Below are 25,882 nucleotides of genomic sequence, written 5' to 3'. Positions count from 1 at the left end.
AGATGAGCCCGTGTAGAATTGGTGGACCTGACCCCGGAGTTTACAGCCAGTAGTTCATCATCCGCGCGGCCCATTCCTTCATGCGGTCCGTCAGCGGCCGGTTGCGCCAGTCCGCCAGCGTGATCTGCTTCGAGTCGCGCATGTCTTCCTGGAACGCCTTTTCCATTTCGTTGCCGAACGCAGCGCCCAGCACCACCACATTGAGCTCGCTGTTGTGCAGGAAGCTGCGCGTGTCGATGTTGGTCGAGCCCACCGTCGACCAGGTGCCGTCGATGACGGCGGTCTTGGCGTGCAGTACGGCCAGCTTGAGGTGGTAGATCTTGATGCCGTTCGATAGCAACTCGTCATACAGCGCGTGGCTAGCGTGGAATACCAGTCCGCTGTCCGATACCCCCGGCAACACGATCTTGACGTCCACGCCGCGCTTGGCGGCGGCGATCAGCGCGTCGATCGTCTGGCGGTCCGGTACGAAATATGCCGACGTCAGGTGGATGCTCTTCTTCGCTTCCTGGATCGCCAGGCTGTAAGCCTTGAAGATTTCAAACTGTCCGCCCGGATCGCTCGCGAGCACGCGCACCACCTTGTCGCCGGCGATCACCTGTTGCGGGAAGTACTCCGCCTCGGGCAGGTCGGTGCGGTCCTGCGTGGCCCACTGGCGCACGAACAACCACTGGAATGCGTGCACCGCCGGCCCTTCGAGCTTGATGTGGGTGTCGCGCCAGCCGACGTCTTCCTTCTGCTTGGTCTGCTTGGCGCTGGAGCGGAACAGCGAGCCCTTGGAGTAGTCGGCGCTGATGTTGATGCCGCCGGTGAAGGCGGTCTTGCCGTCGACGATCAAGACCTTGCGGTGGTCGCGGTTGTTTACTTTCCAGTCGTCGCCCTTGACCTTGGCCGGATTGACGGGGTTGTATTCGAGCAGGTTGACGCCGGCCTTGCGCATGCGGTCGAAGAACTCGGCCGGCACGCCGATGGTGCCGACGCTGTCGTACAGGATGTTGACCACCACGCCCGATTGGCGCTTGGCGATCAGCGCGTCGGCGAACTGCATGCCGAGTTCGTCCTGGTCGAAGATGTAGGTTTCCAGGTTGATGTTGTTCTTCGCGCCGTTGATGGCCTTGAGCATTTCGCCCATCGTTTGCGGACCGTCGAACAGCAGGGTGACCTTGTTGCCGTCGATCAGCGGCACGCCGGTGGCCGCTTCCTCGAGCACCGCCTGCTGCTTCAGGTCGAGCGAGCCCTTGGGCCAGCGCTTGGCCAGCAGCGCCTTGGTGCGCGCCGTGCCGAGGTCGCCGTTCTTGCCCTTGACGGTGGGCGTGGCCGCCGCCGGTTCGAGCTTGTCGCCCATGGCGGCAACATCGGGCAGCGAGGCGCATGCGCCCAGCAAGCCCCAGCACATCAGGAACATGGGAAGCCAGATACGCATGCTTGAGGATTTCATCGGTTTGCCTTTAGGGGTGATTTCGATTCATCGGACAACGCCAGCGGCGCCGCCTCTTCTGCTGACGAGCCGAAAAAGAACGCGATCGGCCCTTGTATAAACCTGCGGCCCAGCACCTTCATCAGCTGCCAGCCGTGCTTGAAACGTACCTGGCGCGAGCGCAGCGCCACCCACAACGCCAGTCCAAAGCTGACCAGCAGATTCACCGTGCCGATCAGCACGAAACCGGCCACCGAGGTGACCACAAGCTGCCAGCTGACGTTATAGTCGAGCCCGACCATGGCGGTGGCGAAGTTGGCCGACGAGAACGTCACGTGGCGGATGTCGAGCGGCATGCCGAGCAGGAAGCCCAGCAGCGGCATGACGCCGAGCAGGATGCCGAAGAAAAAATTCCCCATCAGGCCGCCGAGGTTGTTTTCCATGTAGACGCCGAAGCGGTCCAGGCGTTCCCGGCCCAGCAGCCAGCGCAGGCCGCGCAATTGCGCGATGCGCTGCGCCCAGCGCGTGTAGAGCGCCTTGTTGTCGTAGTAGCCCGAGATCAGGCCGGCCACGAACAGGCAGACGCCGGCGATGGCGGCATACACCAGCGCCGGACCGCCGAAGGGATCGATGTCGGCCAGCAGGTGCATGGCTTTTCCGGGCGTGACCAGATGGTGGCCGGTCAGGTAGGGCCAGGCCATGGCGATCAGCCACGCGGTCGGGATCGCGGTGGCGAGGTTGCCCAGCACCGCCATGTTCTGCGTGCGGATGACCTTGTTGCATAGCTCGGCCATGCTTTCGATATCGATGTTGCGGCCGTCCCGGCTGTGCAGGCCGGCGGCAATGCGCGAGGCCGTCATCGCCGGCTGCTTGGTGGCGACCGTGAAATGCAGCACGTGGATGAACATGAAGCCGAGCGAATAGTTCATGCTGAACAAGAACGTCTCGACCAGCGGCGCGGCGCGCAGGTAGGACATCAGGATCTTGAACAGCGCCATGAAGCCGATGACGACGCCGGCGCCGGCCGACGACAGGAACATGCCGCCGAGTTCCTTGCGGTGGTCGGCCACATAGTGCTCGCCGGTGTGGCTGGCGTTCTCGGTGACGTTGCGCGCCAACAGGTCGATATTGTCGCGCAGCAGATCGCTGACGGCGTATTTGTTGTTGTGGGCATCGACCAGTTCCAGCGCCAGGCCGACGGCGGCCGCGCGGCGCGGACTCGGCGGACCTTGCTGCCCGACCGGTTGCGGATGTTGCGCTTGCAGCTCGGCCGGTGCGATCAGCAGCGCGGCCGGCGCGATGGCTTCGGCCTTCAGTTCGCCGCTGACGTCAACCAGGAACAGCAGCTTGCGCAGCCGGGCGATGCTTTGCGTGAGCGCCACCAACAGGTAGGTCAGCGCGATGCTGGTGCCCTGGTGTAGCGCTTTCTTGCGGATCTTGCCGACCACCACGTCGCACTGGTCCAGCATCACCAGCAGGTGGCGGGCGTCCTCGACCTCGACGTCCTCGCCGGCCAGGTTGCGCTGGTAGTTGTCCAGATAGGCGTTGACCTCGAAATTCTGGCCCATGAAGGGCGATTCGTAGGTCTCCATCTCGGTGTGGAAATTGGTCAGCTTCGGTTCCAGGCCGATCGCGCAGATGCGGTAGGACAGCGTGCGTATCGCTTCGAGCAAGCCCGGCAGCATCAGGTTGGGGGTGCAGCGGGTAGTGGCGTCGCCACGGCTGGCTTCGCGCCGGTCGGGCGGATTGCAGACCACGTCGACCAACGCCAGCCAGTCGGCGGCCGGCACGGCGCTGATCCAGAGGCGGTCGGTGCGCTTGTAGATCACCTGGTCGAGCGCTTCGCTCAGGTACTCGTTGCCCAGCGCCGGCGGCAGGATGCGAAAGGCGATGCGGCGTTTGAGTTCGGTGAAAAAGCCATCGTTCGACAGTACGCCGATCTCGGTGTACAGGCTGGAGTGGCGACGGCTGGACAGCAGACTGCATGCGTAGCCGCGCAACGCGAGCGCATGCGCGGGACTGCCTTTCAACAATTGGGCGAGCGTGCGCACGTTGGCGGTGGCGCGGACGCCATCGCCGGGGCGCTGGGGACGCAGTGTATCGAACAGCTCGACCATGAGGCCGATGTCCGTGCTTTCCGCGTCTATACGTTGTAATATTTCGAGCATGCACAGGGCGGAATGACCGCAGTTTTGACTAAAAAACGCAGTATATGCAGTCAGCATTACCCAGTATGTACGCTGCCGTACATATTTCTATCTGTCAGGAAATTCCCCTGCTCAGCATAGCAAGATTCGTTTGGCCGCGTCGCGCAGCTCGGCGCGGAAGTCCGGATGGGCGATGGCGATCAGCGCCTCGGCCCGCTGGTGCGCCGATTTGCCGCGCAACTGGGCCACGCCGTATTCGGTGACCACGTAGTTGACGTCGTTCTTGCCCGTGGTGACATGGGTGCCGGGCGTGAGCGTCGGCACGATGCGCGAGATCGCGCCTTCCCTGGCGGTCGACGGCAGCACGATGAAGGCCTTGCCGCCGTTCGAGCGGTTGGCCGCGCGCACGAAGTCGACCTGGCCGCCAGTGCCGGAATAGGGCAGGTGGGCCAGGCTCTCCGAACCGCATTGCCCCAGCAAATCGACCTGCAGGCTGGCGTTGATGGCCACCAGTTTGTCGTTCTGACCGGCCAGGTAGGGATCGTTGGTGAAGCTGACCGGATGCATCTCCAGCATCGGGTTCTGGTGCATGAAGTCGTACAGCTTGCGCGAGCCCAGCGCGAAAGTCGCCACCATCTTGCCCGGCATGAAGGTCTTGCGGCTGTTGTTGACCGCGCCGCATTCGACCAGCTTGAGGATGCCGTCGCCGATCATCTCGGTGTGCACGCCGAGGTCGCGCTTGGAGGTCAGCTGCTGGACCACCGCGTCCGGAATGCCGCCATAGCCGATCTGCAAGGTCGAGCCGTCCTCGATCATGGCGGCCACGTGCCTGCCGATGGCCTCCTGCACGGCGCCGATGGCCGGCAGCCCGACCTCGATCACCGGCTCGTCGCTTTCGACGATGGCCGTGACTTGCGACAGGTGCACGATGCATTCGCCATTTGCCACCGGCACGTTCGGATTGACCTCCAGCACCACCACGCGGGCCTTGCGGACCGCCGCCATCGTGTAGTCGGCCGCCAGGCTGAGCGCGAAGTTGCCATGCTCGTCCATCGGCGAGGCCATCGAAAACACCACGTCGGCCGGGATCAGGTCGCGCTGGATCAGGCCGGGGAGCTCGGAAAAGTAGGCGGGGATGAAATCGGCCCAGCCGGCTTGTCCCGCCGAGCGCGAGGCGCCGCCGAAGAACAGCGCGACGTGGCGCACATGGTTGACCGTGTCGCAGTCGAAATAGGCATATTTACGCATGGCTAGGATCTGCGCCACCCTGATGTCCTGGAAGCTGGTGCGCCTGGCCGACAGCGCGTGCAGCAGCGAGGGAGGCTCGCCGGCGCCGGTCGGCACGATGACGGTGTCGCCATTCCTCAGCAGTTCCAGGGCCTGATCGGGGGAGCAACGTTTGCTGGCGTATTCAACATGCATGGCGTCTGCCTTTCACATAATGAAATCCCACTATAAACCAAGTCACGAAGAATTTGACGTAAACGTGTTAAGCCGCACAGAGCGGTGGCGAAGGGCGACCTATGATGAACTTAACAATTCACTCAAGTTCCCTGCTCATCATGAAACCGAACCTTCTCGTTACCGCGCTGTCCCTGATCGCGCCGCTGGCCGCGGGAGCGCAAGAGTCGTCCTCCGCCGAGGTCTACGGGTTGCTGGACGCTGGTGTTGTCGTGGAACAGGGTTGCAAGACCGATTGCGCCCGTACCAAGGTCGACAGCGGCATCGCTTCCGGCTCCCGGCTCGGCGTACGTGGCCGCGAGCAGCTTGGCGGCGGCACCTCGGCCGTGTACACGCTCGAAGCCGGCGTGCTGAACGACACCGGCGCGTTGGAACAAAACGGCAAGCTGTTCAACCGCCAGGCCTATGTCGGCATCGACGGGCCGATGGGACTGGTGACCATGGGCCGTCAATACAACCTGGTCTACGAAACCTTGACCAATGTGGCCGATCCCTTCCATGGCGGCATGGCGGGTGCGGCGTCCAACCTGGTGGGCTACACCACCAAACGCTATGACAACACCGTCAAGTACAAGACCAAACGCGCCCGCAGCGGCCTGATCGGCGCAGTCCAGTACAGCTTTGGCGAATCGCCGTTCAACAGCAAGGTCAACCGCGCATACGGCGGCAGCCTGGGCTACGACAAGGGACCGATCAAGATCGGCATCACGCACCAGCGCAAGGACAACCTGCTCGACGCCACCGGCACCACGCCGGCGGTCGACCAGTCGGCGCGCAACACCCTGGTGGCCGCCAACATCGACTTCGGCCGCTTCGTCGGCTACGCCGCATACGGCCAGAGCCGTGGCGAGGGCAGTTCGCACTGGGACATGTCCAATCCTTACGGCGCGGTCGCCCAGACCTTGCCTACCGACAAGAGCCGCGACGCGCTGTTCGGCGTTGCCGTGCCGATGGGCGCGACCACTCTGCTGGCCTCGTTCATCCGCAAGGACGACCGCACCATGCTCGACCGCGACGCCGACCAGATCGCCATCGGCGCCAGCTACGCGCTGTCCAAGCGCACCGATTTCTACGCCTCGCTGGCCCGCATCAAGAACCGCAACGGCGGCGCCTATACCGTCGGCAACGCCACCAGCCAGGGGCGCGGCGACAAGGCCTTCAACGTCGGCATGCGCCATGCGTTCTGAGCGGCCCGTTCCATGCTGCATTTAAGGTTGCCTGCCCAAACGTGATAAATTGCTTGTTTTTCTGAATTCGGAACAAGCATGCATCTGACTTACTTCAACGGCGAATGGGCCGAGGGCAACACTCCACTGTTTGGCGCGATGGACCACAGCGTATGGCTTGGCTCGTCCGTATTCGATGGCGCGCGCGCCATACGCGGCCATCTGCCGGACTTGCGGCTGCACTTGCAGCGCGTCATCACCTCGGCCGAGCGCGTGGGGCTGGCTTGTCCGTTGAGCGTCGATGAAATGGAAAAATTGGTGCGCGAAGGCGTGGCGAAGTTCCCGGCCGACGCCGAGCTTTACGTCCGCCCGCTGGTGTTCGGCACCGACGGTTTCCTGGTGCCCATTCCCGAGAAGAGCGCGTTCGCGCTGACCCTGTTTGACGCGCCGATGCCGGCCTTTACCGGTTTTTCCGCCTGCCTGTCGGCGCAGCTGCGTCCGGACGCCTTGATGGCGCCGACCGACGCCAAGGCGTCTTCGCTATACGTCAATACCGCCAAGGCCATCCGCGAAGCGCAAAAGCGCGGCTTCGACAACGCCGTCGTCTGCGACAGCACCGGCAAAGTGGCCGAGTTCGCGTCGGCCAACCTGTTCTTCGTTACGCCGGACGCCAAGGTGGTGACGCCGGCCGCCAACGGCACTTTCTTGTCCGGCATCACCCGTGCGCGCGTGATCGCGCTGCTGGCGGAGGAGGGCATCATGGTCGAGCAGCGGGCGGTGGCGCCGGAGGAATTGGAAAGCGCGGTCGAGATCTTCAACACCGGCAACTACGGCAAGGTCATGCCGTGCATCCGCTATGAAACACGCGATCTGGCGGTTGGTCCGATCGCCACCCTGGCGCGCGAGCGCTACATGGCGTTCTCGGACAGTCACTAAGCGCTTTTAGCCCTTCGGCTTGGCCGGGCAGCTGGCGCCCACCCAGCGTCCGGTCGAATTGACCTTGACCTTCTGCGGCGCGCCGGTCGCCTCGGTGTTGACATCCATAATCATCGTGTAATGGCTGTCGTCGCTGAAGCGGATCTGGCCCTGGCCGCTGGAGGTCGGATTGGTGCAGCTGAACGACACGTCCAGCCCGCCCGCCGCCGGCACCGTCTTCGAGGTGCAATTCCCCTTCTGGTTCAGCGGCAGTTCTTTCTTGGCCGCCATCTCCGGCGTCACGCACGCGGTCACCGTCATGCTGCCGTCGCCGCCCACCTTGGGCACCGACACGCCGTTCTGCGCCAGCATCGCTTCCATCTGCGCGCGTTGCGCCGGCGGCATGTTGGCCAACTGTTGCATCGCCATCTGGATGGCGGCGTCGGTTTGTATATCGCCGGTCTTGACCGTGTTATTCAGTTCCCACAAGCCTGGCTTGATGGTTTGCGCCTGCGCCGCAGCCATGTGCAGCATGGCCAGCGCGATCAAAAAACGTTTCATAGTCACTCCATGGAAAAGGCAGCGCACAGCATAAACGAAAAAACGGCGCACCACCGCGAGGGTGGGGCGCCGCTTCGATCAGGTCGCGGTGTGCTACACGCCGCGTCCACTAATCAGGCGCAGCAGCACCATGATGATCGCAACGACCAGCAGTACGTGGATGAAGCCGCCAATGGTGTACGAAGTGACCAGGCCCAGCAGCCACAGGATAAGCAGAACTACAGCGATGGTATAGAGCATGATTCTCTCCTAAGGTTGTTATTGCGACGTCCACTGTGGGCATCGAATGCGATGTCGAACTGTTTGTTCGTATCTTGGAATCTATTATCTTTAAAACCAGCTTAAGCTTCTGTACGGTGCCGTACGTAACAGCGATTTCCGCCCAATAATTTTACTGTCGGTATCAATTGGCCGAGCGTAACTGTCCGTTCACCACACGCACGGCGTCGCCCGAGCCCCAGGCCGGCTGCGCCGACTGGTTGAACGTGCGGGTGGTGCCGTTGTCCATGCGAACCACGATGCGCCAGGTGCGCGTGGTCTTCATATGGGTTTCGACCTGGTTGCCGGCCACCGCGCCGCCCACGGCACCCGCGACCGTCGCCAGTTGGCGGCCATGGCCGCCGCCGACCTGGTTGCCCAGCAGGCCGCCAAGGATGGCGCCGCCCGCCGCGCCGACGCCGCTACCTTGCGGGCGGTGTTCGATCGAGCGTACCGACTCGACCACGCCGCAGCTCTTGCACACTGCCGCTTGTTTGACTTCCGGTTCCGGCGCGCGGTCCTGGTCGCGGCCCGAGGCGTTGTTGTCGGCATTGCGCCCGGCATTGTTGTTGGCCGCGAGACTGTTGCCGTTGTTAGCGCCGTTGTTATAGGCCGGGGCGGGCTGCTGCTCCGCCGGCGGCACCGATGCCAACTGGCCCGGCATCGGCGCCGCGCCGGGCACGCTGCCATTGGCGTTGGAGGTCGGCAGCCAGCCCATGATGGCGGCGGTGCCGACACCGCAGAACAGCACCACCGCGACGGCGGCGATGATCATCAGCGGGTGCAAAGTCTGTTTGGTCGGGGTGTTCGGAGTAGTCATGATTGTGTCCTTTTTTCGTGTTGGTACGCGTGTTCGCATGCAGTGATCGTACGCGCGGAATTTTCCTATAGGACATGTTTAGCTTCCGTGCGTCAGCGTACATACATGGTAAATGATTACCCTTACGCTCAATTCATGCATACCCATCTCTCACACCTATCCGAAGAAGACAGGAGCCAGCCACGACCGGCGGTCAATCGCTTACTGTCGAGCTTGCCAGAGGAAGAACAAGGCCAGCTCGCCAGGCTCAGCGAACCCGTCAGAGTCGAAGTCGGCGACGTGTTATACGAACCCGGCCAGAGCATCCGTTATATCTATTTTCCCATCGACAGTCTGATCTCGCTGCTTGCCGTGGCCGAGGGCCGCATGACGCTTGAAGTGGGCGCCGTCGGCCGCGAAGGCATGATTGGTGCCTCGGTGGTGCTTGGTCACGAAATGGCGCAGGTGCGCGCGGTGGTGCAGCGCGCCGGCCGCGCCACCCGCATCGATGCGGCCGAGTTCGCCGCCGAGTTCACGCGCATGGAGGCGCTGCAGCGGTTGCTGTACCGCTACACGGACACCTTGCTGGCGCAGGCGATCCAGATCGCCGTGTGCAGCCGCTTCCATGTGCTGGAGGCGCGTCTGGCGCGGTCGCTGCTGATCACACGCGACCGGTTGCAATCGGAAAAATTCCATCTCACGCACGAGTTCCTGGCGCATGCGCTGGGCGTGCGCCGCGTCGGCGTGACCAAGGCCGCCAGTGCGCTGCAAAACCAGAAACTGATTTCCTACAGCCGGGGCAATATCGAGATCCTCGATTCGGCCGGGCTGGAAGCGGTATCGTGCCGCTGCTACGAGCTGGTCAAGGACGACGGCGCCATCGGCATGGGCAACGTTTTCTTGTAGCGATACGGGACAAGGCATTCGGTAAAGCGATTTCCTCAAGTACTCCATCTAGCAAGTTATGTTGACCTTACTATAGCTCAAAATATTATCTCCACGGCATGCCATGATCGATATGCCGCGCGGCCCCACCGTTCCTAAGAGGCATCGGTGCCGCGCGGTCTGCGATGGATGTTGAGGAGCAACCGTGGAACGCGATAAAGATTTTTTCAGCTTCATGAGCATGCCCAAGGAGCTGGTCACCTTCAACAGGCCGATCCGGCTCAAGCTCGATCTGCCGGGTGGCGTCAACGACGACATGCTACTGCCGCAGCGCGTGTTCGGCACCGAGACGTCGTGCGGCGGCATCGACTACCGGGTGCTGTGCGTCTCGTCCAACGCCACGCTGCCATTGAAGCAGCTGATCGCGGTGCCGGCCGCACTCCAATTCGTCACCGACCAGGGAGATTTGCGCAGCGTCTGCGGCATCGTCACCGAAGCCAGCTCCGGCGACAGCGACGGCGGCTCGGCCAGCTACCAGCTTGTGCTGCGGGACGCCCTGGCGATCCTGGAAAAGCGCATCAACACGCGCGTGTTCCGCCAGATGGATGAAGTGGAGATCGTGCGGCAGATTCTCCAGGAATGGCGGCAAAAAAGCTCCACGCTCGGTGTCTGCTTCATGGACGAAGTGGACGAGGCCTTCCATCTGCAGCAATACCCCAAGCGCGAATTCACCATGCAGCACAACGAATCGGACGCCGCGTTCATCCGGCGCCTGCTCAAGCGCAGCGGCATCGGCTGGTACGTGCGGGCCGAGGCCAATGGCCAGGTGCCGACGCACACGCTGGTGCTTTTCAATAGCGCCGACAGCCTGCGCCAGAACGTCGCCGGCACCATCCGCTACCACCGCGACGCCGGCACCGAGCAGCGCGACACGATCACCTCCTGGGCTGGTGAGAACGCGTCTGGCCGCGCGACCAAGGCAAGAGAATGGCAATCTATGGCAAAGGCCTGCAATGAAAATTCCGTCTCCGATTCAGTTTTTTTTTGTTGCAATCGTTGCCGCAGTTTTCGGATTTTTTCTTTCAGAAAAAGGAGTTATTCATACGAGTGATAAAAAAGCATTTCGCCTGGAGGAGCCGCTTCTCATTGAGGGTGAAAAACAAAACAGCTACTCGCTTCTGCCGACAGGAACGGTACTTTACTACGATAAGAGCTGGGCTGAGGGGCATAGCACCTACCACGTCTATTTCCATTTTAAAGGTGAGTTCAAGTCGGTACCTACCGATGGGAGCGGCATTGATCCTATTTGGCTGCGCACAATAGACAGCGATGAATTACCCAAGCTGCTGGCGGAATACCCCGTCAGCAAAGAGGAGCTTACAAATATGTTGAAGGCCAAGCGCGCCACAAAACAAGATTTGGTCCAAATACTACGTGATTGGACAGATTAAAACTGTAGCGCCCAGCGTATTGCTCTGTGCAGTCTTCTTTCCGGGTTGCAATTAGTCAACATGTTGACTATTCCTCAAGTGTATGTATTTGGTCATGTAAATGAGATTCATTACAGTTAGCATCGACTCGCAGTACCAAGTCTTTGACAATAACTCTAAGGGAGATGACACACATGGCTATTCACAAACATTTCGCAGCACTTCTGGTCGCCGGCGCTGCGCTCGCCGGTTGCGGCGGCGGCGGTTCCGCCGACACGGCGTCCGCCGGCGCCAGCTCCATCAGCACCGCAGCGGAGGTGAGTATCAGCGCGGCAGCCGCAGCCGCCGACCCCATATTGAACCAGACCGGCAACCCGGCCTACAAAGAGATCGAGCGCTATAAAAGCTGGCTGAGCACCAACAGCAACAGTGACGCCGCGCTGGCGGCCGACAAGACCAAGGCCACCAACATCGTGTCATGGCAGATGCCGCATGGCGGCTTCTACAAGTTGCCGGCCTGGTACAACGCCCCGTGGAACGGCTCCGCTTCGCGCTCCGAATGGTTCGGCGCCAATGGAGTCGAACTGGGCACCATCGACAATGACGGCACCGTCACGGAAATCATGTTCCTGGGCGATGTGTACGCGCGCAGCGGCACAGTCGCGTACCGCGACAGCGCCCGCAAGGCGATGGACTTCATCTTGAACATGCAGTATTCGTCCGGCGGGCTGCCGCAGGTCTATCCGGCGCGCACCGGCACTTCGTATTCCAACTACGTCACCTTCAACGACAATGCCATGGTGCGCGCGCTGGTGTTGCTGGACCACGCGGTGAAGCAAAAAGCACCGTTCACCGGTGACTTCTTCACCTCGGCGCAGCGCACCCGCATGACGAACGCGCTCAACCTGGCGGTGGGTTACATCCTCAACGCGCAGATCGTGCAGAACGGCGTCAAGACGGTCTGGTGCGCGCAGCACGATCCCGTCAACTTCGCGCCGCGCGGCGCCCGTTCGTACGAGTTGCCGTCGAAGAGCGGCAAGGAGTCCGCGCAGATCGTGGCGTTCCTGATGACACGCCCGCAATCGGCAGCCGTTGCGGCGTCGGCCAAAGCGGCGATCGCCTGGTACAACAGCAGCCAGGTCAAGCTGGTGAACACGGCGTATGAGAAGACCAATTCCAAAGCGACCAACACCTCGCCGTTCATCGCCAAAGCGGGATCGACCACGTGGTACCGCTTTTACGATCTGAACGCCGACACCGGTTTCTTTAGCGGCCGCTTGCCGACCGATAACCCTCCCGGCACCGGCAAGCAATACGACATCATGAATGTCGAGGCCGAGCGCCGCTACGGTTACGAGTGGGGCGGCAGCTACGGCACCAGTCTGTTCGCCTACACCAGCACCGTCGGATACTAATCCGGCGCCAGCACCGGACCGGCATCCGCGCCGACGCCGTCTATTGGCCCACGGCGAAATAGGAGATGGTGGTGTTGGGCGGACCCATGATGGCAACCGCTTGTGCCGCGCCGCTGCTGTTGGTCAGTTTGCTTGCGTCATTGATGACAAAGGCTTGTGCGCTGAAGCCCAGGTAAAAACGGTCATTTGCGGCATCGATTGTCACCGCGCTGGCGTAGCTTGAGGTCGGTAGCGAGAGCGTGGTGACAGCAGAGGTCCCGGTCGCCTTGCTTGCACCGTCGAGTATCATGGCGCCGCCCGTGCCCGCGACCATATAAAGCCGATCACGGCTACTGTCGATGGACAGCCTTTCTACGACCTTCGGCATGCTGATGCGGCGAGCGAAAGTTGCCTCGCCCTTAAAGGTGTCGATGTGCTCGTAAACATACACGTCCGCCACGGCGGTGTCGGTCGCGCTGGTGTACAGCAGGTTGCGCTTCAGGTCCAGCGTCCAACTGTCTATGGATATGTTGCCCGAAATAATGCGTGAAGGGGCCACCGTTCCGTTGAGCTTGCTGGCCTGCTCAAACACGGCCAAGCCGCCACTGAACGGTGCTTTGAAGCCGATGTAGAGGCGGTCATTGGCTTTGTCAAGGAACACGCGCTTGAGACTATTGTAGCCACTGATTGCCGGGGTGATGGTGCGGGAGGCGGTAATATTCCCGTCCAGTTTGCTCGCATTGGCGTACACGGTGATGTAGTCGAACGCAGCAACATAAAGTTCATTGCGAGTGCTATCGAACGCAGCATCGAACCAGGACGCTTCGTTGGTGGAAAATACCTTCGCCGCCAAGGCGCCAGGCGCAGGCGTCAGCGTATCGATGGCAGCCATTTTCTGGTTGCCCCTGTCTCCGATGAAGATCATGTTACCGGATTGTACGGTTGGGGCAGGTGGTTGAGGCGTCGATGCGGCGGTGTTGCTACCGCCGCCGCCGCCGCCGCCGCACGCCGTTAAAGCTGAAAAGCAAAGCAAAAATAAAGATGAGTTCAGGCGCATTGTTGAAAATTTAATTAAAAGAAAACAACTATCTTAACATAATTTCCTTATGGCATCTTGTAAAGCTATCTAGTAAGAACCTTTGCTTCATTGGATTAAGCCGGCGCGAATGCAAAACCGCCCCGTTCAAGCCGGGCTTCGGCTTGAACGGGGCGGTTTATTTGCGGCGTATAAACGTCGGCGATTAACGCGGTGGCTTGTTGACCTGGTTACCGATCACGCCGCCGACAGCCGCGCCGCCGACCGTGCCCACCGCGCTGCCGCCGGTCAGCACCGAGCCGGCAACCGCGCCGACGCCGGCGCCCACTGCCGTGCTTTTATCTTGCGAAGACATGCCGGCGCAAGCGCTCAGGCCCAGGGTGGCGGCCAGAATTGCCGCAGTCGATGCGATACGTTTGATGTTCATAATTTTCTCCTTACGCTGTTAAGGCGCGGCGTCTGGCCCGCTCCAATGACTACAGAGTACGTCTCCGCGTCACCAATTTCCGTACGACAGCGCACATTGAAACACCTTGTTACCTTTTAGGTTGCGGCTTGACGTTTTGCGCGTTCTTGCCCGGCTTTTCCCGCAAGGTCTGGCCCGGCGGCGGGGCCACCGGCTTGCCGCCGCCCTGGGCCAGCAAGGCTTCGCAGCCGGTCGTCTCGCCCGGCCCGGCGTTGACCAGCGGCAGGATCGCCGCGATCGGCGCCACCACCGCCAGCGCCAGCGCACCGCCGGCCCGCATCGCCAGCACGCCCTTGTCGATGCTGACGTCCGGGTCCTTGAAGGTGCCGCGCACATAAATCGGCGCCCGCAGCGAAATCACGCGCACGCCCTTGGCGTCCGGCCGCAAGGTCAGGTCCAGCTTTTCGTTTTCGAGATTGACGGTGCCGGCGACGTCGATTTTGGCGTCGGACGTGTCGACCACGAACAGGCGCGAGCGCATCAAGCCGTTGGTGACGCTGAAGTCGGTCACCATGCAGTTGAGCTTGACCTGCTTGTCGCCGATCAGCTTGGTCAGCACGACGTTGCCGAGGTTGAGTCCCATTTCCTCCAGCAGCAGCTTGCTGACACTGCCCTCGTTGATTACGCCTTTGAGTTCGCCGTTCGACGAGCCCAGCAGGCCCGCCACCGAGTTGCCCGTGGCCGACAGCGATATGTCCGCATTGACCTGGCCGACGGTGGCCTGCATGCCGTCGATGGTGGGGAACAGCTGCTTGAGCTGCAGCTTGCGCGCGCCGGCCTTGAGCTCGGCGCGGATGGCGTTCGGATTGATCTTGCCGCTGCCGTCGAGCATGATGTTGGAGGTGAAGCGGCCGCCGGCGATGTCGAAGTTCATCGGCGTCAGCGACAGCACGCCATCCTTCATGTGGATCAGGGTGTCGAGGTTGTGGATCGGCAGGCCGCCGTCGCGCGTGATGCGCTGGGCCTTGAAGCTGACGTCGGCGTCGAGCGCGGTCCAGCGTTCGGTCTTGAAGGTCTCGACCGGCAGCACCCGGTTGCCCGGCTGGACGGCCTCGACGCCGCGCGCCTGCTTGCTGGCGTTGGAGTCGGCGCCGACCAGCGGCCCGAGGTCGGAGAATTGCAGCAGCGTCGATTCCACGGCCCCCGTCAACACCGGACGTGGCTGGCCGGACCGGTAGTCGAGCTTGCCGTGGATATCGCTGTTGCCGACACGGCCGGTAAATTTGTCGTAAATCCAGTGGCTGGCGTTGGCACCGATGTTGCCGGTCAGATGCCCTTCGGTGGCGAAAGCGGGCGTCTCCGGCAGCAGCACGCCGGTGATGCCGTACAGGCGCGCCATGCTGGGGCCGGAAATCTTCAGGCGCATGTCCAGCGCGGTCAGCGCGGTCGGCTTGGTCAGGGTGCCCTCGACGGCGATGCGGGTGCCGCCCACGTCCAGGCTGGCGGCCAGCGGGAAGGGTATCGTCTGCTGCTGCAACGACAGCACCGCGCCCGACTTGCCGCTGCCGGTGATGGTTTGATTATTCCACTTGCCGCTCAGCTTCCACGACACGCCGTAGGTCCGATCGGCGTTGATGGTGTCGACCGCTGCGGTGGCGTCCACATGCGTCATGGCGTCGATATAGTGCACCGCGCCTTTGGAGAAGACCACGCGCTGCAGGTCGAGCTTCCACGGCGACGGCTTGTCGGCCTGCTTGAAGGTCCAGTTGTTCTTGCCGTCGGCGTCGCGCTGCAGCAGCACGCTGGGATTGTCGAAGCGCAGCACCGGAATGGCGATCTTGTGTTGCAGCAGCGGCAGCAGCTCGACGCCGAAGGCGAACTGGCCGACGCTGGCCATTTCGGCCGGCGCCCGCATGCCGGCCGGATTGCCGACGTGGACGTCCTTCGCGACCAGGTGCGGCAGTGGCAGGTAGTCGCGCCAGGTGCGGTCCGCGCCCGACAGTCCCTGCTGTTGCCAGGTCAGCGACAGGTCGCCGCGAATCTCGAACGGGCGGTCGATCGATTCGCTGATCTTGTCGTTGAGCCAGGGCCGCGCCTTGTTCCAGTCGTAGGTCGCCAGCACGATGGCCGCGATCACGGGAACGGCCACCACCACGCCGGCGACGGCAATGGCAATCCGGGTTCGGCTCGGGAGGCGGCGGGGGCCGGAAGTGGCCGGGGCGGGGGCGGGGGCGCTGCGGTTCTGGTCCTGCGGGGTCATCGGTTGGCCTTTCTTATTGGTAATGGCATTTTACACACCCTGAGCAACGCAGGCCGGCCCGGTTGTGCGCTGGCGCACCCTGTGTGGCGGCCCGGGCGGCTCCCCTTGTTCAATGTGCGGCAGCGTACTGAAGCACCGCAGGCAACAGCCTATAACGTTACCTGTCCACACAAACTTTCAAGGAGAACAATAATGACGACGACCTTACACCAAAGATTGACCATGATTTGCGGCGCCGCAGTGCTGCTCGGCCTGACCGCTTGCGCTAGCAACAAAACTCCGGCCACCGCCGACGTCGCCGTCTCGCGCGCCGCCGTGGCCAACGCCACCTCCGCCGGCGCCGCCGAGCTGGCGCCGGCCGAAATGCAATCGGCACGCGAAAAGATGGCGCGCGCCAACCAGGCGCTGGCCAACAAGGATTACAAGGCCGCCCAGGATCTGGCGGCGCAGGCCCAGGCCGACGCCCAGCTGGCGCAGAGCAAGGCTAACTCGACCAAGGCCACCGCCGCTGCCGACGAGCTGCAACAAAGCATACGCGTGCTGCGTGAAGAGTTGAACCGCAATAGCACCACCACCCAATAATAGAGACGAGGGAATCATCATGAAACAACTGAACCTGAAAAAACTGGGCGTCATGCCTACCGTGCTGGCGATGTCGATCATGCTGGCAGCTTGCAGCTCCGCGCCGACCACCACCAGCCTGCTCGACCAGACCCGTGGCGATTTCTCGGCCGCGCAAAGCAATCCGTCGGTCGCGGCCAACGCCCCGGTCGAGTTCAAGGCCGCCGCCGACGCGCTGGACCGCGCCAACGCCGCCGCCGACAAGAAGGAAAGCGTCGAAGCGATCGACAAGCTGGCTTATCTGGCCAAGCAGAAGATTGCCGTCGCCCAGGAAGTGGCGAAATCCAAGCAAGCCGAGTCCGATGTTGCCAACGCCGGCCGCCAGCGCGACGAGATCCGCCTGCAGCAGCGCACCCAGGAAGCCGACAAGGCCAAGATGAGCGCCGAGCAAGCCAAGGCCGACGCCGACGCCGCCCGCCGCCAGGCCGAGGCGGCCACCGCCAGCGCCCGCGAAGAGCAATCGAAGAGCGCCGCGCTGCAACAGCAGCTGGCCGACCTGCAAGCCAAGCAAACCGACCGCGGCCTGGTGATCACCCTGAGCGATGTGCTGTTCAACGTCGACAAGGCCGAGCTCAGCGCCGAAGGCATGCGCACCGCGCAAAAGATGGCCGATGTGCTGTTGCAGGAACCACAGAGCGCCGTTTTGATCGAAGGGTTTACCGACTCCACCGGTTCGTCGGCGCACAACATGCAACTGTCGCAGCGCCGTGCCGAATCGGTGCGTAACGCGCTGATCGGCCTGGGCGTGAAAGCCGACAAGGTGTCCACCCGTGGCTACGGCGAAGCGTTCCCGGTCGCCAGCAACTCCGATGCCGGCAGCCGCCAGCTGAACCGTCGCGTTGAAATCGTGCTGTCGCAAAACGGCGCGCCGATCGCCAACCGCCGTTAATGGCGGAACCGGAGCCTCGGGCGTCACGCCGGACATTTCTGGCGTGACGCCTGAAGGGCTCCGCTAGCAAGACTTTCTGTACTTTATTTTAAGGAAAATATCATGGCTGAATCAAACCCCACCCAACCGGCAGGCATCGATAGAGAAGCCATCCGCGCCGCCGCCCGCAATCTCGAGGACGGCCCGGTAACCGCCGGCTACAAGGGTGACCGCACCGCCGTCATCAAGATGCTCAACGAGGCGCTGGCGACCGAACTGGTCTGCGTGCTGCGTTACAAGCGTCACTACTACACGGTCAGCGGTTTGCAGAACGGTCCGATCAAGGCCGAGTTCCTCGAGCACGCCCAGCAAGAGCAGGAGCATGCCGACTCGCTGGCCGAGCGTATCGTTCAGCTGAACGGCCAACCTGATTTCAATCCGGCAACATTGCTCGACCGTAGCCATGCCGAGTATGATGCTTCGGAAGACGTGCAAGCGATGATCCGCTCGAACCTGATCGCCGAGCGCGTGGCCATCGAATCGTACCGCCAGATGATCGAACAGATCGGCGATACCGATCCGACAACGCGTCATCTTTTGATCAGCATCATGGCCGTGGAAGAAGAACACGCCGATGATATGCGCGATTTGCTTGAATAACGACTAACATTTTGATTTTGCTGTAAAGTTTTCACACCTCACAACCATAATAGGAGCTCCATCATGCTGGAACAAAATATCTCTACCGTGAATAACGACGTGAAAACTCTGGTCAAAGATGCGCAAGCATTGTTTACCGCCGCCACCGCCCTGACCGGTGAGAAGGCTGAAGAACTGCGCGGCCGCGGCATGCGCGCGCTGGACACCGCCCTGGCCAAAGCCCACGACGCGCAAATCAGCGCCCTGGCAGCCAGCAAGGAAGCTGCCAAGCAAGCCGACGTCTACGTCAAGGAAAACCCATGGCGTTCGATCGCCGGCGCGGCAGCCGTGGGCCTGCTGATCGGTGTCATCATCGGCCGCAAGTAATCCATGGCGCAAGCTGACGAGTTGACACGTCCGCCAGGCCTGATCGCGTCGCTGGGCAATATCGCCCGCAACAGCATCGGCCTGCTGCTGACGCGGCTGGAGCTGGCCGCGCTGGAACTGTCTCAGGTGCGCAATCACCTGATGCATCTGGTGCTGGCTTTCGCGCTGGCGGTGGTGGCGGGTTGCTTCGCACTCGCCTACGCCACTGTCACGATTGCTTATCTGGCGTGGGATGCGCTGGGCTGGACGATCCTGCCCATTATGACCGGCGTCTTCCTGCTGCTCGCTATCGGCCTCATGGTGTACGCGCGCGGTTTGATCCGCAGCGGCAAGCTGGGCATGCCCGCAACCATGGCTGAACTGAAATCCGACCGCGACATGCTGTTGTAAGAGGAGCGCATATGACAAAAGACGCGGAAAGCAAGTTATTCGACGCTGACAAACAGCGTTTGATCCGTGAAGGCGAGTTGTATCGCATCAAGGTTGTGCACTCGAAGGCGCTGGTGGCCAACGCGTTGCATCCGGATGCGCTGTTTCATGGCGCGGTCGACCACGCCGTCGGACTGGCGCAAGCCCGTCTCGGCGGCCTGCTGCAGCCGGGTGGCATGAGCGGCTTTAACTACAAGGCGCTGATGCCGTACGCGCTGACGGTGGGGTCCTTCATCGCCCGCAAGAAGCTGGTCAAACCGGCGCTTGGCGTGGTAGCGGTGCTGGGGCTGGGCGCCGCCTGGCTGATGCGCCGCAAGCGCATCACGGACTAGTGTCTTGAGTTCGTCGTCCAACAAACTCAACCCTGCGGGCATGCGCATTGTGCTGGTGCTGCAAGGGGGCGGGGCGTTGGGCGCCTACCAGGCCGGCGTGTTCCAGGCACTGCACGAGCATGGCCTGGCGCCCGACTGGATCGTCGGCACCTCGATCGGTGCCATCAACGCCGCCATTTTGGCCGGCAACCCGCACGAAACCCGGCTGGCGCGCTTGCGCCAGTTTTGGGAAGGCATTTCCCACCGCGACTCCTTCGACATGCGCCGCGTGGCCGATGCCCAGCGGCGCTCCAATATTTTTCTGCAAACCTGGGATACCTTGCTGCGCGGCGTGCCGGGCTTTTTCAAGCCGCGACTGTTCAGCCCGTTTGCCGCCGGCATGGCCGTCGCGCCCGAGGAAGCCAGCTTCTACGATACCGCCGAGTTGGGCGAGACACTGAATTCCCTCATCGATTTCGATTACCTCAACGGTCCCGAAGGCATGCGCCTGACCGTCAACGCGCTCAAGGTCACCTGCGGCACGCTGCGCAGCTTCGACAACCGCGACCTCGACATCAACGCCGACCACATCCGCGCCAGCGGCGCCTTGCCGCCCGGCTTTCCGGCGGTGCGCATCGATGGCGAGCTGTATTGGGATGGCGGCCTGTACTCCAACACCCCGCTCGAGACCGTGCTGGACGACGCCCAGCCGGTCGATACCCTGTGCTTCATGGTCGACCTGTGGAGCGCCGACGGCCGCGAACCCACCACCCTGGACGAGGTGCAGACGCGGCAGAAGGATGTCACCTTCGCTTCGCGTTCCAAGCGCCATCTGGACGATTATGTCGCCCGCCACAAGCTGCAGCAAAAGCTGCGCGGCCTGTACGCCGCGTTGCCGGAGCATGCGCAGACGGAGCAGGGCGAGCAGGATCTGGCCGAGCTCGGCTGCGGCACCACCCTGCACGTGGTGCGCCTCGAATACGCGGGCCGGGACTGGAATATGGCGGCCAAGGACATCAATTTTTCCAAGGGCTCGACCGAGTGGCGCTGGGACCAGGGCTACCAGGACGGCCTGCGTGCCGTCGAGGCCGCAGGGTGGCTGACCTTTGTGTCCGAAGACACGCCGCTGGTCGTGCACGAACTGCCGCCGCTGCCCGCCGCCAAGCCGGCCGGCGCACGTGAAAAAGCCGCCTGATCGCTCAGGCGGCTTTCTGTACCGACTTCATCCCGACGGTTACTGCCGTTTGTTCTCTGCGAGAACCTGCGGCACCTTCCGCATGTCGCGCTTGTAGGTTTCGCGCGCTTCGCGGATGCAGGCATCGCGTTCGCCGGCCGGGCCTTTCTTGCAGGCGTTGGTGGATTCGGCCAGCGCGGCGCCGATTTCCTTGCGCAAGGTGCGGGTCTGCTCGGCGCTGGTGGCGTCTTCCTTGTACCATCTTGCCGGATCGCCCTTGGCGATTTCCTGCTGTTGCAGCTGGACGTTCTGCGGCGGCGTGTTGTCCTGCGCTTGCGCAGTCAGCGCCGCGCAAGCCAGCGCCAGGCCGCATGCAATGTGATGGAAACGCGTCATGATGTCCTCCTTGTGCTTACAAGCGGCCCGTCAGCAGCATGATCAGCAGGATCAGCACGATCAAGCCGGTGATACCGCTCGGAGCGTAGCCCCAGTTGCGGCTGTGCGGCCAGGTCGGCAGCGCGCCGATCAGTGCCAGGACCAGAATAATCAGAATGATGGTGCCCATGGTGTTCCCCTTAATTTGGTAGTTGTTTTTGAATGCGGTTTAACGGCGGTTTAATCGGATTAGTAGCGGTACACGCGGCCGTCGACCAGGCGCACGCGGTTGCCGACGCGCAGGTCGTACACGCTGTCCTGGTTCACCATGCGGTAATCGCCGTTGTCCATGCGAACGCTGATCTGATATTCCTGTTTCGCTTCGTTGCGGTTGCCCTCGACGGTGTTGCCGACCACGGCGCCACCGACCGCGCCGGCCACGGTGGCTGCCGCGCGGCCGCTGCCGGAACCGACTTGGTTACCCAGCAGTGCGCCAACCAGGCCGCCGGCGACGGCGCCAGCGCCGCTGGTGCCTTCCTTGGCTTGCTTCATCTGGATCGATTCGATCGTGCCGTAGCTGGCCGATTCATTCTGATTTTGGTACGACACTTGTTGCGGCGCGTTGTTGGTGCTGGCGCAACCGCTTAAAACGGCGGTGCCGGCGATCATCAATGCTGCCAGGGTTTTTGTGTGGTTCATGTTGTTCTCCTGAAAATGTGATTCCAGAATAGTCACACGGCAAAAGTGGGTCTGTGCGGTTTCGCACGAAGGTTGCCAAGTCGGCGGGGAGGGGGAATCGCATGTCCCGGGTCAAATTTTTATCTGTGTACGGTACCGTACAGATGTCCATTTGGAAACCACGTAAAACGTCTACATCGGTAGCAGAGATGTCTAAACGTCCCGCTCGCTGACAAACTCATTAGTTAATAACTCCAAGGAGAACCGCCATGAAAATCGCACATAAAATCGCCACCGCCCTGTTCACCGTTTCGCTGCTGGCCACCGCTGGCTGCGCTTCGACGTCCACCAAAGAAGGCACCGGCGAGTTTGTTGACGATTCGGTCATCACCACCAAAGTGAAAGCCAGCATCTTTAACGAGCCGACCCTGAAGTCGACCGAAATCAATGTCGAGACCTTCAAAGGCACCGTGCAGCTGAGCGGCTTCGTTGCCCAGCCAGCTGACATCGCCAAAGCAGGCGAAGTCGCCCGCGGCGTCAAAGGCGTGACCTCGGTCAAGAACGACATCCGCGTCAAATAAGCATTATCTGCCGGCGCGCCGTGCTCGTCCTTTCGAGCATGCCGCGCCGGGATTTTTTTGTGAGTCATCATGAGCCAGCCGCCTGTAGAGATTTCCCTTCCTCCAACTCCGGCCAGCAATGTGGCCACCGGTGCGGCCTCCGTCGCCGAACCCGATCCCAGTCATCTCCCCCGTATCCCCCTACATGTGAACGCCCGAGGCCTCGCGCTCGGCATCATCGCCACGGTCGCCTTTATCTATGCGCTGCAATGGTCGCGCGGCTTCCTGGTTCCCCTTCTGCTCGGCATTCTGATCAGTTACACGCTCAGTCCATTGATGGGCTGGCTGGAACGCCGCCGCATTCCGCGCATCGTCGGCGCCACCTTGATCACTGTCGCCATGGTCGGCGGCTCGGCGATGGTGGTCGACAAGCTGCACGGCCAGTTCGAATCCATCGTTGAAGAGCTGCCCAGCGCCGGGCATAAATTGTCGCGCCTGGTCTCGGAGCGCTTGCACGGCGGCTCCAGCACGTTGCAGCGCATCCAGGCGGTCGCCACCGAATTACAGCAGGCCACGGCCGGCGCCCAGGAACGGCGCGCCGCGCGCCGCGCCGCGCCGGCCCCGGCCTCCGATTTTCCGTTGATGGATTGGGTGTGGGCCGGATCGATGGGGCTGATGGGTTTCCTGAGCCAGGCCACGATGGTGATCTTCCTGGTGTTTTTCCTGCTGCTATCCGGGGACACGTTCAAGCGCAAGCTGGTCAAGCTGACCGGGCCGTCGCTGTCGAAGAAAAAAATCACCGTGCATATTCTCGAGGACATCAACACCTCGATCCAGAAATACATGCTGATGCTGCTGGTGACGAACGGCATGCTGGCGCTGCTGATGTGGGTGGCGTTGCGCTGGATCGGGCTGGAGAACGCCGGCGCCTGGGCCATCGTCGCCGGCTTGCTGCACTTGATGCCGTATTTCGGCCCCTTGCTGATCATGCTGGCCACCGGCATCGTCGCCTTCCTGCAATTCGAATCGCTGCAAATGAGCTTGCTGGTGATGGGTAGTTCGCTGGCCATCGCCACGCTGGTGGGCACGGTGATCACGACCTGGATGACCGGGCGTTTCGCGCGCATGAACGCGGCGGCCGTGTTTGTCAGCCTGTTGTTCTGGGGCTGGCTGTGGGGCGTCTGGGGCTTGCTGCTGGGCGTGCCGGTGATCGTGATCGTCAAGGTCGTCGCCGAGCGGGTCGAGGGGATGGAAGTGGTTGCTGAGTTGCTGGGCGAGTAGCCGGGCAGTGACCATGGCGAAAGGCCGGCGATGCGCCGGCCTTTTTTTGTCACGGGAATGATGAGTCGTCGGTGTTCAGGGGTTCTGCTTGGTGACGGTGGTGGTTTGGGGCGGTGGCCGGTGGCGCAAACTACCCAGCTGCAACGCATATTGACGCGCGAACTCGGCGCCCAGGAAGAAGATCTGCGCGGAGTAATACACCCACAGCAGCAGCGCGATCACCGAGCCGGCGGCGCCATAGCTGCTGGCCACGCCGCTGTTGCCGATGTAGGCGCCGATCGCATACTTCCCCAACGAGAACAAGGCCGCCGTGCCCAGCGCGCCGATGGTGACGTCGTGCCACGACAGCTTCACCCTCGGCAGCATCTTGAAGATCACGCCGAACAGCGCGGCAATCACGGCAAAGCTGATCGCGTAGTTGATGCCGGTCAGCAGGTCGCCGGCGTCGATCCAGACGCTGTGCACGTATTTTTCCAGCACCGTCAACACCGCGCTCACCACCAGCGACACCATCAACAGGAACGCCAGCACCAGCACCATGCCGAACGACAGCAGCCGGGTGCGGACGACGTCCCACACCGTGCCCGTCTTCAGCGGCGGCACCTGCCAGATCGCGTCCAGGCTCGCCTTGAGTTCGGCGAACACGGTGGTGGCGCCGAACAGCAGCAGGGCGCCGGCGATCAAGGTGGCCAAACGGCCTTCCTCCTTGCTGCGCGCGCCGGCCAGCACCAGCTGGATCGCCTCGGCGCCCTGGTTGCCGACCAGGCCGCGCAATTGCGCGAACAGCTCGCCCTGGGCCGCCTGCGGACCGTAGAACCAGCCGGCGATCGCCAGCACCAGCACCAGGATGGGCGCCAGTGAAAACAGCGTGTAGAAGGCCAACGCCGCGCCCATGCTGCCGCCGCGGTGGTCGAGCCATTCGTAGACGGTGCATTTCAGCACCGAGACTATATTTTTGTTCATATAAAAAAAAAGCCCCGCAACTTTCGTCGCGGGGCTCCCCAATTAATTAATTAATTGACGCGGCGTTCGATCGTGATCTGTTCGACCTCGACGCGACGGTTAGGTTCCAGGCACTTGATCAGGTCAGCACGCTTCTTGTTGTCGCAGGTGACAACAGGATTGGCTTCGCCCTTGCCTTCGGCGACCAGGCGGTTGGCGGCGACGCCTTTACCGACCAGGTAGCCCTTGACGGTGTTGGCGCGCTGCTCGGACAGCTTCTGGTTGTACTTGTCGCTGCCCAGACGGTCGGCGTAGCCGGTGATGACGACGTTGTCGACGGTCGGGTTGGCGTTCAGCACGGTGGCGATCTCGTCCAGCTTAGGCTGGTTCGGGTTCAGCTTGGCGCTGTCGAAGCTGAACAGCTCGGTCGACGACATCGTCACTTTTTCAAAGCGCGCTGGCGGTGGTGGCGGTGGCGCGACCGGTGCTGGCGGCGGTGGCGGCTGCACGGCTTCCGGCGCAGGCGGCGGTGCCGGTGGGGCAGGGCGCGGTGGCGCGGCGAAGGCGAAGTTCAGGCCGACGGTCACGTAGACGTTGTCCGCTTTGCTAGGCGGGAAGGCATCGCCGCGCAGGAAGCCGTGCTGGTTGCGGATGTCCGCCTGGAAGCTGGTGCGCTCGTTCAGGTCGGCCTGGAAACCCAGACCGGCGCTGACGTACGGCGAGTTCTTGGCGATTTCGCCGAAGGTGTTCAGGTTCGACTTGTCGCGCTCGACGCCGGCGCCGACCAGGATGAATGGACGGAACGATTTACGGGAGAACATATACAGGGCGTCCGCGCCCAGGCTCTGCTGCTGATAGCGCTCGCCGTTTTCCTTCGAGCGGGCGTAGGTGCCGCCCAGCTGCACATCCCAGTTCTGGTTCAGGGCTTTACCGAACTTCAGGCCGCCACCGTAACCCTTTTTGTCAACGCCGAAGGCGTCGTTGTCTGGCTTCATGCCGTTGATGCTCGGCTGGATGTACCACGATGGGTTGATGACCGCGTCTTGAGCGACAGCGGAGAACGACGCGCAGAGGGCTGCGACGGCGAGGACGATTTTCTTAGTTTTATTCAAAGTATGCTCCCGATTGATAAATATGGTCATTTGTTGCTTCATCAGCAGCAGTGCAGTGTTTTACCGCTGTTGGACCGAAGAATAGGTAACTTTCATGATGTGGTCGGTTCGCTACCGCACAAAAGCTTGTGCTGTATCAAATCGTACACAAAAGTTGAAACTTTTGCTTGATTAGGCGGGTCCGAAGACTAATGGGACGGAATTCAGGTTGGTAAATACGCCACACACGCCCTTGAACAGGGTTCACAGATCAATAAGTCTGCGGTTCTGTCACTAATGTTCGTTGCCGCACAGACTGGTGCGCCACGACAAGGCATTCTTGAGTCAGATGCAGAGACTGTGGCGTTTCACACCGTAGGCCACCCCCTCT

The 25,882-nt window shown here is 62.1% G+C and carries 29 protein-coding genes; 15 read left to right on the top strand and 14 right to left on the bottom strand.

The genetic code is table 11. The features are described from left to right. Nucleotides 1–40: 40 nt before the first annotated feature. From cls to NHH73_21825, 3 genes are all read right to left on the bottom strand, one after another. Nucleotides 41–1,438, bottom strand: a complete 1,398-nt coding sequence (cls, locus tag NHH73_21835; GenBank protein USX25226.1) for a cardiolipin synthase — start codon at nucleotides 1,436–1,438, stop codon at nucleotides 41–43. After that, a complete protein-coding gene (locus NHH73_21830; GenBank protein ID USX25225.1) occupies nucleotides 1,435–3,585 on the bottom strand; it encodes a site-specific recombinase in 2,151 nt (716 codons plus the stop codon). The genes cls and NHH73_21830 overlap by 4 nt, the downstream gene beginning before the upstream one ends. A 111-nt stretch (nucleotides 3,586–3,696) precedes the next feature. After that, entirely contained in the window at nucleotides 3,697–4,986 is a 1,290-nt protein-coding gene (locus NHH73_21825) for a 4-hydroxybutyrate CoA-transferase (protein USX25224.1), read from the bottom strand. A gap of 140 nt (nucleotides 4,987–5,126) precedes the next feature. On the opposite strand from NHH73_21825, the gene NHH73_21820 reads away from it, so the two are divergent. Together NHH73_21820 and NHH73_21815 are read left to right on the top strand one after the other, a co-directional pair. Continuing rightward, the gene (locus NHH73_21820; GenBank protein ID USX25223.1) at nucleotides 5,127–6,212 is read left to right on the top strand and encodes a porin; all 1,086 of its coding nucleotides are present in this window, start codon (nucleotides 5,127–5,129) and stop codon (nucleotides 6,210–6,212) included. A 78-nt stretch (nucleotides 6,213–6,290) separates the two neighbouring features. After that, complete coding sequence (locus tag NHH73_21815; GenBank protein USX25222.1) at nucleotides 6,291–7,127, top strand: branched-chain amino acid aminotransferase; 837 nt, start codon at nucleotides 6,291–6,293, stop codon at nucleotides 7,125–7,127. 6 nt (nucleotides 7,128–7,133) lie between these two features. Here the strand turns inward: NHH73_21815 and NHH73_21810 are convergent, their stop codons facing one another. The 3 genes from NHH73_21810 to NHH73_21800 all read right to left on the bottom strand — a co-directional run bounded on the left by NHH73_21810 (nucleotide 7,134) and on the right by NHH73_21800 (nucleotide 8,745). Continuing rightward, nucleotides 7,134–7,667 carry a DUF3617 domain-containing protein gene (locus NHH73_21810; protein ID USX25221.1) on the bottom strand — a complete coding sequence of 178 codons (534 nt, stop codon included), beginning with the start codon at nucleotides 7,665–7,667 and terminating at the stop codon, nucleotides 7,134–7,136. 93 nt (nucleotides 7,668–7,760) lie between these two features. After that, nucleotides 7,761–7,907, bottom strand: a complete 147-nt coding sequence (locus NHH73_21805) for a lmo0937 family membrane protein (protein ID USX25220.1) — start codon at nucleotides 7,905–7,907, stop codon at nucleotides 7,761–7,763. Between the two features lie 163 nt (nucleotides 7,908–8,070). After that, nucleotides 8,071–8,745: a glycine zipper 2TM domain-containing protein gene (locus tag NHH73_21800; GenBank protein ID USX25219.1), complete on the bottom strand. Its 675-nt coding sequence runs from the start codon at nucleotides 8,743–8,745 to the stop codon at nucleotides 8,071–8,073. A 135-nt stretch (nucleotides 8,746–8,880) separates the two neighbouring features. On the opposite strand from NHH73_21800, the gene NHH73_21795 reads away from it, so the two are divergent. The 4 genes from NHH73_21795 to pelA all read left to right on the top strand — a co-directional run bounded on the left by NHH73_21795 (nucleotide 8,881) and on the right by pelA (nucleotide 12,454). Beyond that, entirely contained in the window at nucleotides 8,881–9,630 is a 750-nt protein-coding gene (locus NHH73_21795; protein ID USX25218.1) for a Crp/Fnr family transcriptional regulator, read from the top strand. A 184-nt stretch (nucleotides 9,631–9,814) separates the two neighbouring features. Beyond that, nucleotides 9,815–10,720, top strand: coding sequence for a type VI secretion system Vgr family protein (locus NHH73_21790; GenBank protein ID USX25217.1), 906 nt, complete (start codon nucleotides 9,815–9,817; stop codon nucleotides 10,718–10,720). Then, nucleotides 10,623–11,060, top strand: a complete 438-nt coding sequence (locus NHH73_21785; protein ID USX25216.1) for a hypothetical protein — start codon at nucleotides 10,623–10,625, stop codon at nucleotides 11,058–11,060. Before NHH73_21790 ends, NHH73_21785 begins: the two co-directional genes overlap by 98 nt. A gap of 173 nt (nucleotides 11,061–11,233) precedes the next feature. Beyond that, complete coding sequence (gene pelA, locus NHH73_21780; GenBank protein USX25215.1) at nucleotides 11,234–12,454, top strand: pectate lyase; 1,221 nt, start codon at nucleotides 11,234–11,236, stop codon at nucleotides 12,452–12,454. 40 nt (nucleotides 12,455–12,494) lie between these two features. On the opposite strand, the gene NHH73_21775 is transcribed toward pelA, so the two are convergent. The 3 genes from NHH73_21775 to NHH73_21765 all read right to left on the bottom strand — a co-directional run bounded on the left by NHH73_21775 (nucleotide 12,495) and on the right by NHH73_21765 (nucleotide 16,135). Continuing rightward, the gene (locus NHH73_21775; protein ID USX25214.1) at nucleotides 12,495–13,490 is read right to left on the bottom strand and encodes a hypothetical protein; all 996 of its coding nucleotides are present in this window, start codon (nucleotides 13,488–13,490) and stop codon (nucleotides 12,495–12,497) included. A 184-nt stretch (nucleotides 13,491–13,674) separates the two neighbouring features. Further along, the gene (locus tag NHH73_21770) at nucleotides 13,675–13,896 is read right to left on the bottom strand and encodes a glycine zipper 2TM domain-containing protein (GenBank protein ID USX25213.1); all 222 of its coding nucleotides are present in this window, start codon (nucleotides 13,894–13,896) and stop codon (nucleotides 13,675–13,677) included. A 109-nt stretch (nucleotides 13,897–14,005) separates the two neighbouring features. Then, entirely contained in the window at nucleotides 14,006–16,135 is a 2,130-nt protein-coding gene (locus NHH73_21765; protein ID USX25212.1) for an AsmA family protein, read from the bottom strand. A gap of 192 nt (nucleotides 16,136–16,327) precedes the next feature. On the opposite strand from NHH73_21765, the gene NHH73_21760 reads away from it, so the two are divergent. The 7 genes from NHH73_21760 (at nucleotide 16,328) to NHH73_21730 (ending at nucleotide 20,585) form a co-directional block, all read left to right on the top strand. After that, entirely contained in the window at nucleotides 16,328–16,717 is a 390-nt protein-coding gene (locus NHH73_21760) for a DUF4398 domain-containing protein (protein USX25211.1), read from the top strand. A gap of 19 nt (nucleotides 16,718–16,736) precedes the next feature. Continuing rightward, nucleotides 16,737–17,645 carry an OmpA family protein gene (locus NHH73_21755; GenBank protein USX25210.1) on the top strand — a complete coding sequence of 303 codons (909 nt, stop codon included), beginning with the start codon at nucleotides 16,737–16,739 and terminating at the stop codon, nucleotides 17,643–17,645. A gap of 102 nt (nucleotides 17,646–17,747) precedes the next feature. Continuing rightward, nucleotides 17,748–18,284, top strand: a complete 537-nt coding sequence (locus NHH73_21750) for a ferritin-like domain-containing protein (GenBank protein ID USX25209.1) — start codon at nucleotides 17,748–17,750, stop codon at nucleotides 18,282–18,284. Between the two features lie 63 nt (nucleotides 18,285–18,347). Then, nucleotides 18,348–18,650 (top strand): DUF883 family protein, encoded by a 303-nt coding sequence (locus tag NHH73_21745; protein ID USX25208.1) that lies wholly within the window; start codon nucleotides 18,348–18,350, stop codon nucleotides 18,648–18,650. Nucleotides 18,651–18,653: 3 nt separating this feature from the next. After that, the gene (locus NHH73_21740; protein ID USX25207.1) at nucleotides 18,654–19,040 is read left to right on the top strand and encodes a phage holin family protein; all 387 of its coding nucleotides are present in this window, start codon (nucleotides 18,654–18,656) and stop codon (nucleotides 19,038–19,040) included. Between the two features lie 11 nt (nucleotides 19,041–19,051). Beyond that, a complete protein-coding gene (locus tag NHH73_21735; GenBank protein ID USX25206.1) occupies nucleotides 19,052–19,411 on the top strand; it encodes a hypothetical protein in 360 nt (119 codons plus the stop codon). A 40-nt stretch (nucleotides 19,412–19,451) separates the two neighbouring features. Beyond that, nucleotides 19,452–20,585: a patatin-like phospholipase family protein gene (locus NHH73_21730; protein ID USX29675.1), complete on the top strand. Its 1,134-nt coding sequence runs from the start codon at nucleotides 19,452–19,454 to the stop codon at nucleotides 20,583–20,585. A gap of 39 nt (nucleotides 20,586–20,624) precedes the next feature. On the opposite strand, the gene NHH73_21725 is transcribed toward NHH73_21730, so the two are convergent. From NHH73_21725 to NHH73_21715, 3 genes are read right to left on the bottom strand one after another with little or no spacing between them, the layout of a single operon-like run. Next, nucleotides 20,625–20,960: a hypothetical protein gene (locus NHH73_21725; GenBank protein USX25205.1), complete on the bottom strand. Its 336-nt coding sequence runs from the start codon at nucleotides 20,958–20,960 to the stop codon at nucleotides 20,625–20,627. 16 nt (nucleotides 20,961–20,976) lie between these two features. Then, entirely contained in the window at nucleotides 20,977–21,129 is a 153-nt protein-coding gene (locus NHH73_21720) for a DUF3309 domain-containing protein (protein ID USX25204.1), read from the bottom strand. Between the two features lie 59 nt (nucleotides 21,130–21,188). After that, the gene (locus tag NHH73_21715) at nucleotides 21,189–21,638 is read right to left on the bottom strand and encodes a glycine zipper 2TM domain-containing protein (GenBank protein ID USX25203.1); all 450 of its coding nucleotides are present in this window, start codon (nucleotides 21,636–21,638) and stop codon (nucleotides 21,189–21,191) included. Nucleotides 21,639–21,886: 248 nt separating this feature from the next. On the opposite strand from NHH73_21715, the gene NHH73_21710 reads away from it, so the two are divergent. Together NHH73_21710 and NHH73_21705 are read left to right on the top strand one after the other, a co-directional pair. Then, nucleotides 21,887–22,198, top strand: a complete 312-nt coding sequence (locus NHH73_21710) for a BON domain-containing protein (GenBank protein USX25202.1) — start codon at nucleotides 21,887–21,889, stop codon at nucleotides 22,196–22,198. Between the two features lie 120 nt (nucleotides 22,199–22,318). Next, a complete protein-coding gene (locus tag NHH73_21705) occupies nucleotides 22,319–23,458 on the top strand; it encodes an AI-2E family transporter (protein ID USX29674.1) in 1,140 nt (379 codons plus the stop codon). A 75-nt stretch (nucleotides 23,459–23,533) separates the two neighbouring features. Here the strand turns inward: NHH73_21705 and NHH73_21700 are convergent, their stop codons facing one another. After that, nucleotides 23,534–24,421 carry a YihY/virulence factor BrkB family protein gene (locus NHH73_21700; protein USX25201.1) on the bottom strand — a complete coding sequence of 296 codons (888 nt, stop codon included), beginning with the start codon at nucleotides 24,419–24,421 and terminating at the stop codon, nucleotides 23,534–23,536. Nucleotides 24,422–24,471: 50 nt separating this feature from the next. After that, the gene (locus tag NHH73_21695; protein ID USX25200.1) at nucleotides 24,472–25,512 is read right to left on the bottom strand and encodes an OmpA family protein; all 1,041 of its coding nucleotides are present in this window, start codon (nucleotides 25,510–25,512) and stop codon (nucleotides 24,472–24,474) included. Nucleotides 25,513–25,882 lie beyond the last annotated feature (370 nt).

The organism is Oxalobacteraceae bacterium OTU3CINTB1 (assembly GCA_024123955.1).
Taxonomy (GTDB): domain Bacteria; phylum Pseudomonadota; class Gammaproteobacteria; order Burkholderiales; family Burkholderiaceae_D; genus Rugamonas.
The sequence above is the reverse complement of the archived record's forward strand: the minus strand, read 5'-3'. Positions and strand labels throughout refer to the sequence as shown.

Coding starts and splice junctions, on each gene's coding strand:
- NHH73_21715 (USX25203.1), bottom strand. CDS start 21,638: ATGAACCACACAAAAACCCTGGCAGCATTGATGATCGCCGGCACCGCC.
- NHH73_21810 (USX25221.1), bottom strand. CDS start 7,667: ATGAAACGTTTTTTGATCGCGCTGGCCATGCTGCACATGGCTGCGGCG.
- NHH73_21755 (USX25210.1), top strand. CDS start 16,737: ATGAAACAACTGAACCTGAAAAAACTGGGCGTCATGCCTACCGTGCTG.
- NHH73_21765 (USX25212.1), bottom strand. CDS start 16,135: ATGACCCCGCAGGACCAGAACCGCAGCGCCCCCGCCCCCGCCCCGGCC.
- NHH73_21700 (USX25201.1), bottom strand. CDS start 24,421: ATGAACAAAAATATAGTCTCGGTGCTGAAATGCACCGTCTACGAATGG.
- NHH73_21800 (USX25219.1), bottom strand. CDS start 8,745: ATGACTACTCCGAACACCCCGACCAAACAGACTTTGCACCCGCTGATG.
- NHH73_21740 (USX25207.1), top strand. CDS start 18,654: ATGGCGCAAGCTGACGAGTTGACACGTCCGCCAGGCCTGATCGCGTCG.
- NHH73_21750 (USX25209.1), top strand. CDS start 17,748: ATGGCTGAATCAAACCCCACCCAACCGGCAGGCATCGATAGAGAAGCC.
- NHH73_21805 (USX25220.1), bottom strand. CDS start 7,907: ATGCTCTATACCATCGCTGTAGTTCTGCTTATCCTGTGGCTGCTGGGC.
- NHH73_21820 (USX25223.1), top strand. CDS start 5,127: ATGAAACCGAACCTTCTCGTTACCGCGCTGTCCCTGATCGCGCCGCTG.
- NHH73_21735 (USX25206.1), top strand. CDS start 19,052: ATGACAAAAGACGCGGAAAGCAAGTTATTCGACGCTGACAAACAGCGT.
- NHH73_21775 (USX25214.1), bottom strand. CDS start 13,490: ATGCGCCTGAACTCATCTTTATTTTTGCTTTGCTTTTCAGCTTTAACG.
- NHH73_21745 (USX25208.1), top strand. CDS start 18,348: ATGCTGGAACAAAATATCTCTACCGTGAATAACGACGTGAAAACTCTG.
- NHH73_21730 (USX29675.1), top strand. CDS start 19,452: ATGCGCATTGTGCTGGTGCTGCAAGGGGGCGGGGCGTTGGGCGCCTAC.
- NHH73_21725 (USX25205.1), bottom strand. CDS start 20,960: ATGACGCGTTTCCATCACATTGCATGCGGCCTGGCGCTGGCTTGCGCG.
- NHH73_21785 (USX25216.1), top strand. CDS start 10,623: ATGAAAATTCCGTCTCCGATTCAGTTTTTTTTTGTTGCAATCGTTGCC.
- NHH73_21760 (USX25211.1), top strand. CDS start 16,328: ATGACGACGACCTTACACCAAAGATTGACCATGATTTGCGGCGCCGCA.
- NHH73_21770 (USX25213.1), bottom strand. CDS start 13,896: ATGAACATCAAACGTATCGCATCGACTGCGGCAATTCTGGCCGCCACC.
- cls (USX25226.1), bottom strand. CDS start 1,438: ATGAAATCCTCAAGCATGCGTATCTGGCTTCCCATGTTCCTGATGTGC.
- NHH73_21830 (USX25225.1), bottom strand. CDS start 3,585: ATGCTCGAAATATTACAACGTATAGACGCGGAAAGCACGGACATCGGC.
- NHH73_21710 (USX25202.1), top strand. CDS start 21,887: ATGAAAATCGCACATAAAATCGCCACCGCCCTGTTCACCGTTTCGCTG.
- NHH73_21825 (USX25224.1), bottom strand. CDS start 4,986: ATGCATGTTGAATACGCCAGCAAACGTTGCTCCCCCGATCAGGCCCTG.
- NHH73_21720 (USX25204.1), bottom strand. CDS start 21,129: ATGGGCACCATCATTCTGATTATTCTGGTCCTGGCACTGATCGGCGCG.
- NHH73_21795 (USX25218.1), top strand. CDS start 8,881: ATGCATACCCATCTCTCACACCTATCCGAAGAAGACAGGAGCCAGCCA.
- pelA (USX25215.1), top strand. CDS start 11,234: ATGGCTATTCACAAACATTTCGCAGCACTTCTGGTCGCCGGCGCTGCG.
- NHH73_21815 (USX25222.1), top strand. CDS start 6,291: ATGCATCTGACTTACTTCAACGGCGAATGGGCCGAGGGCAACACTCCA.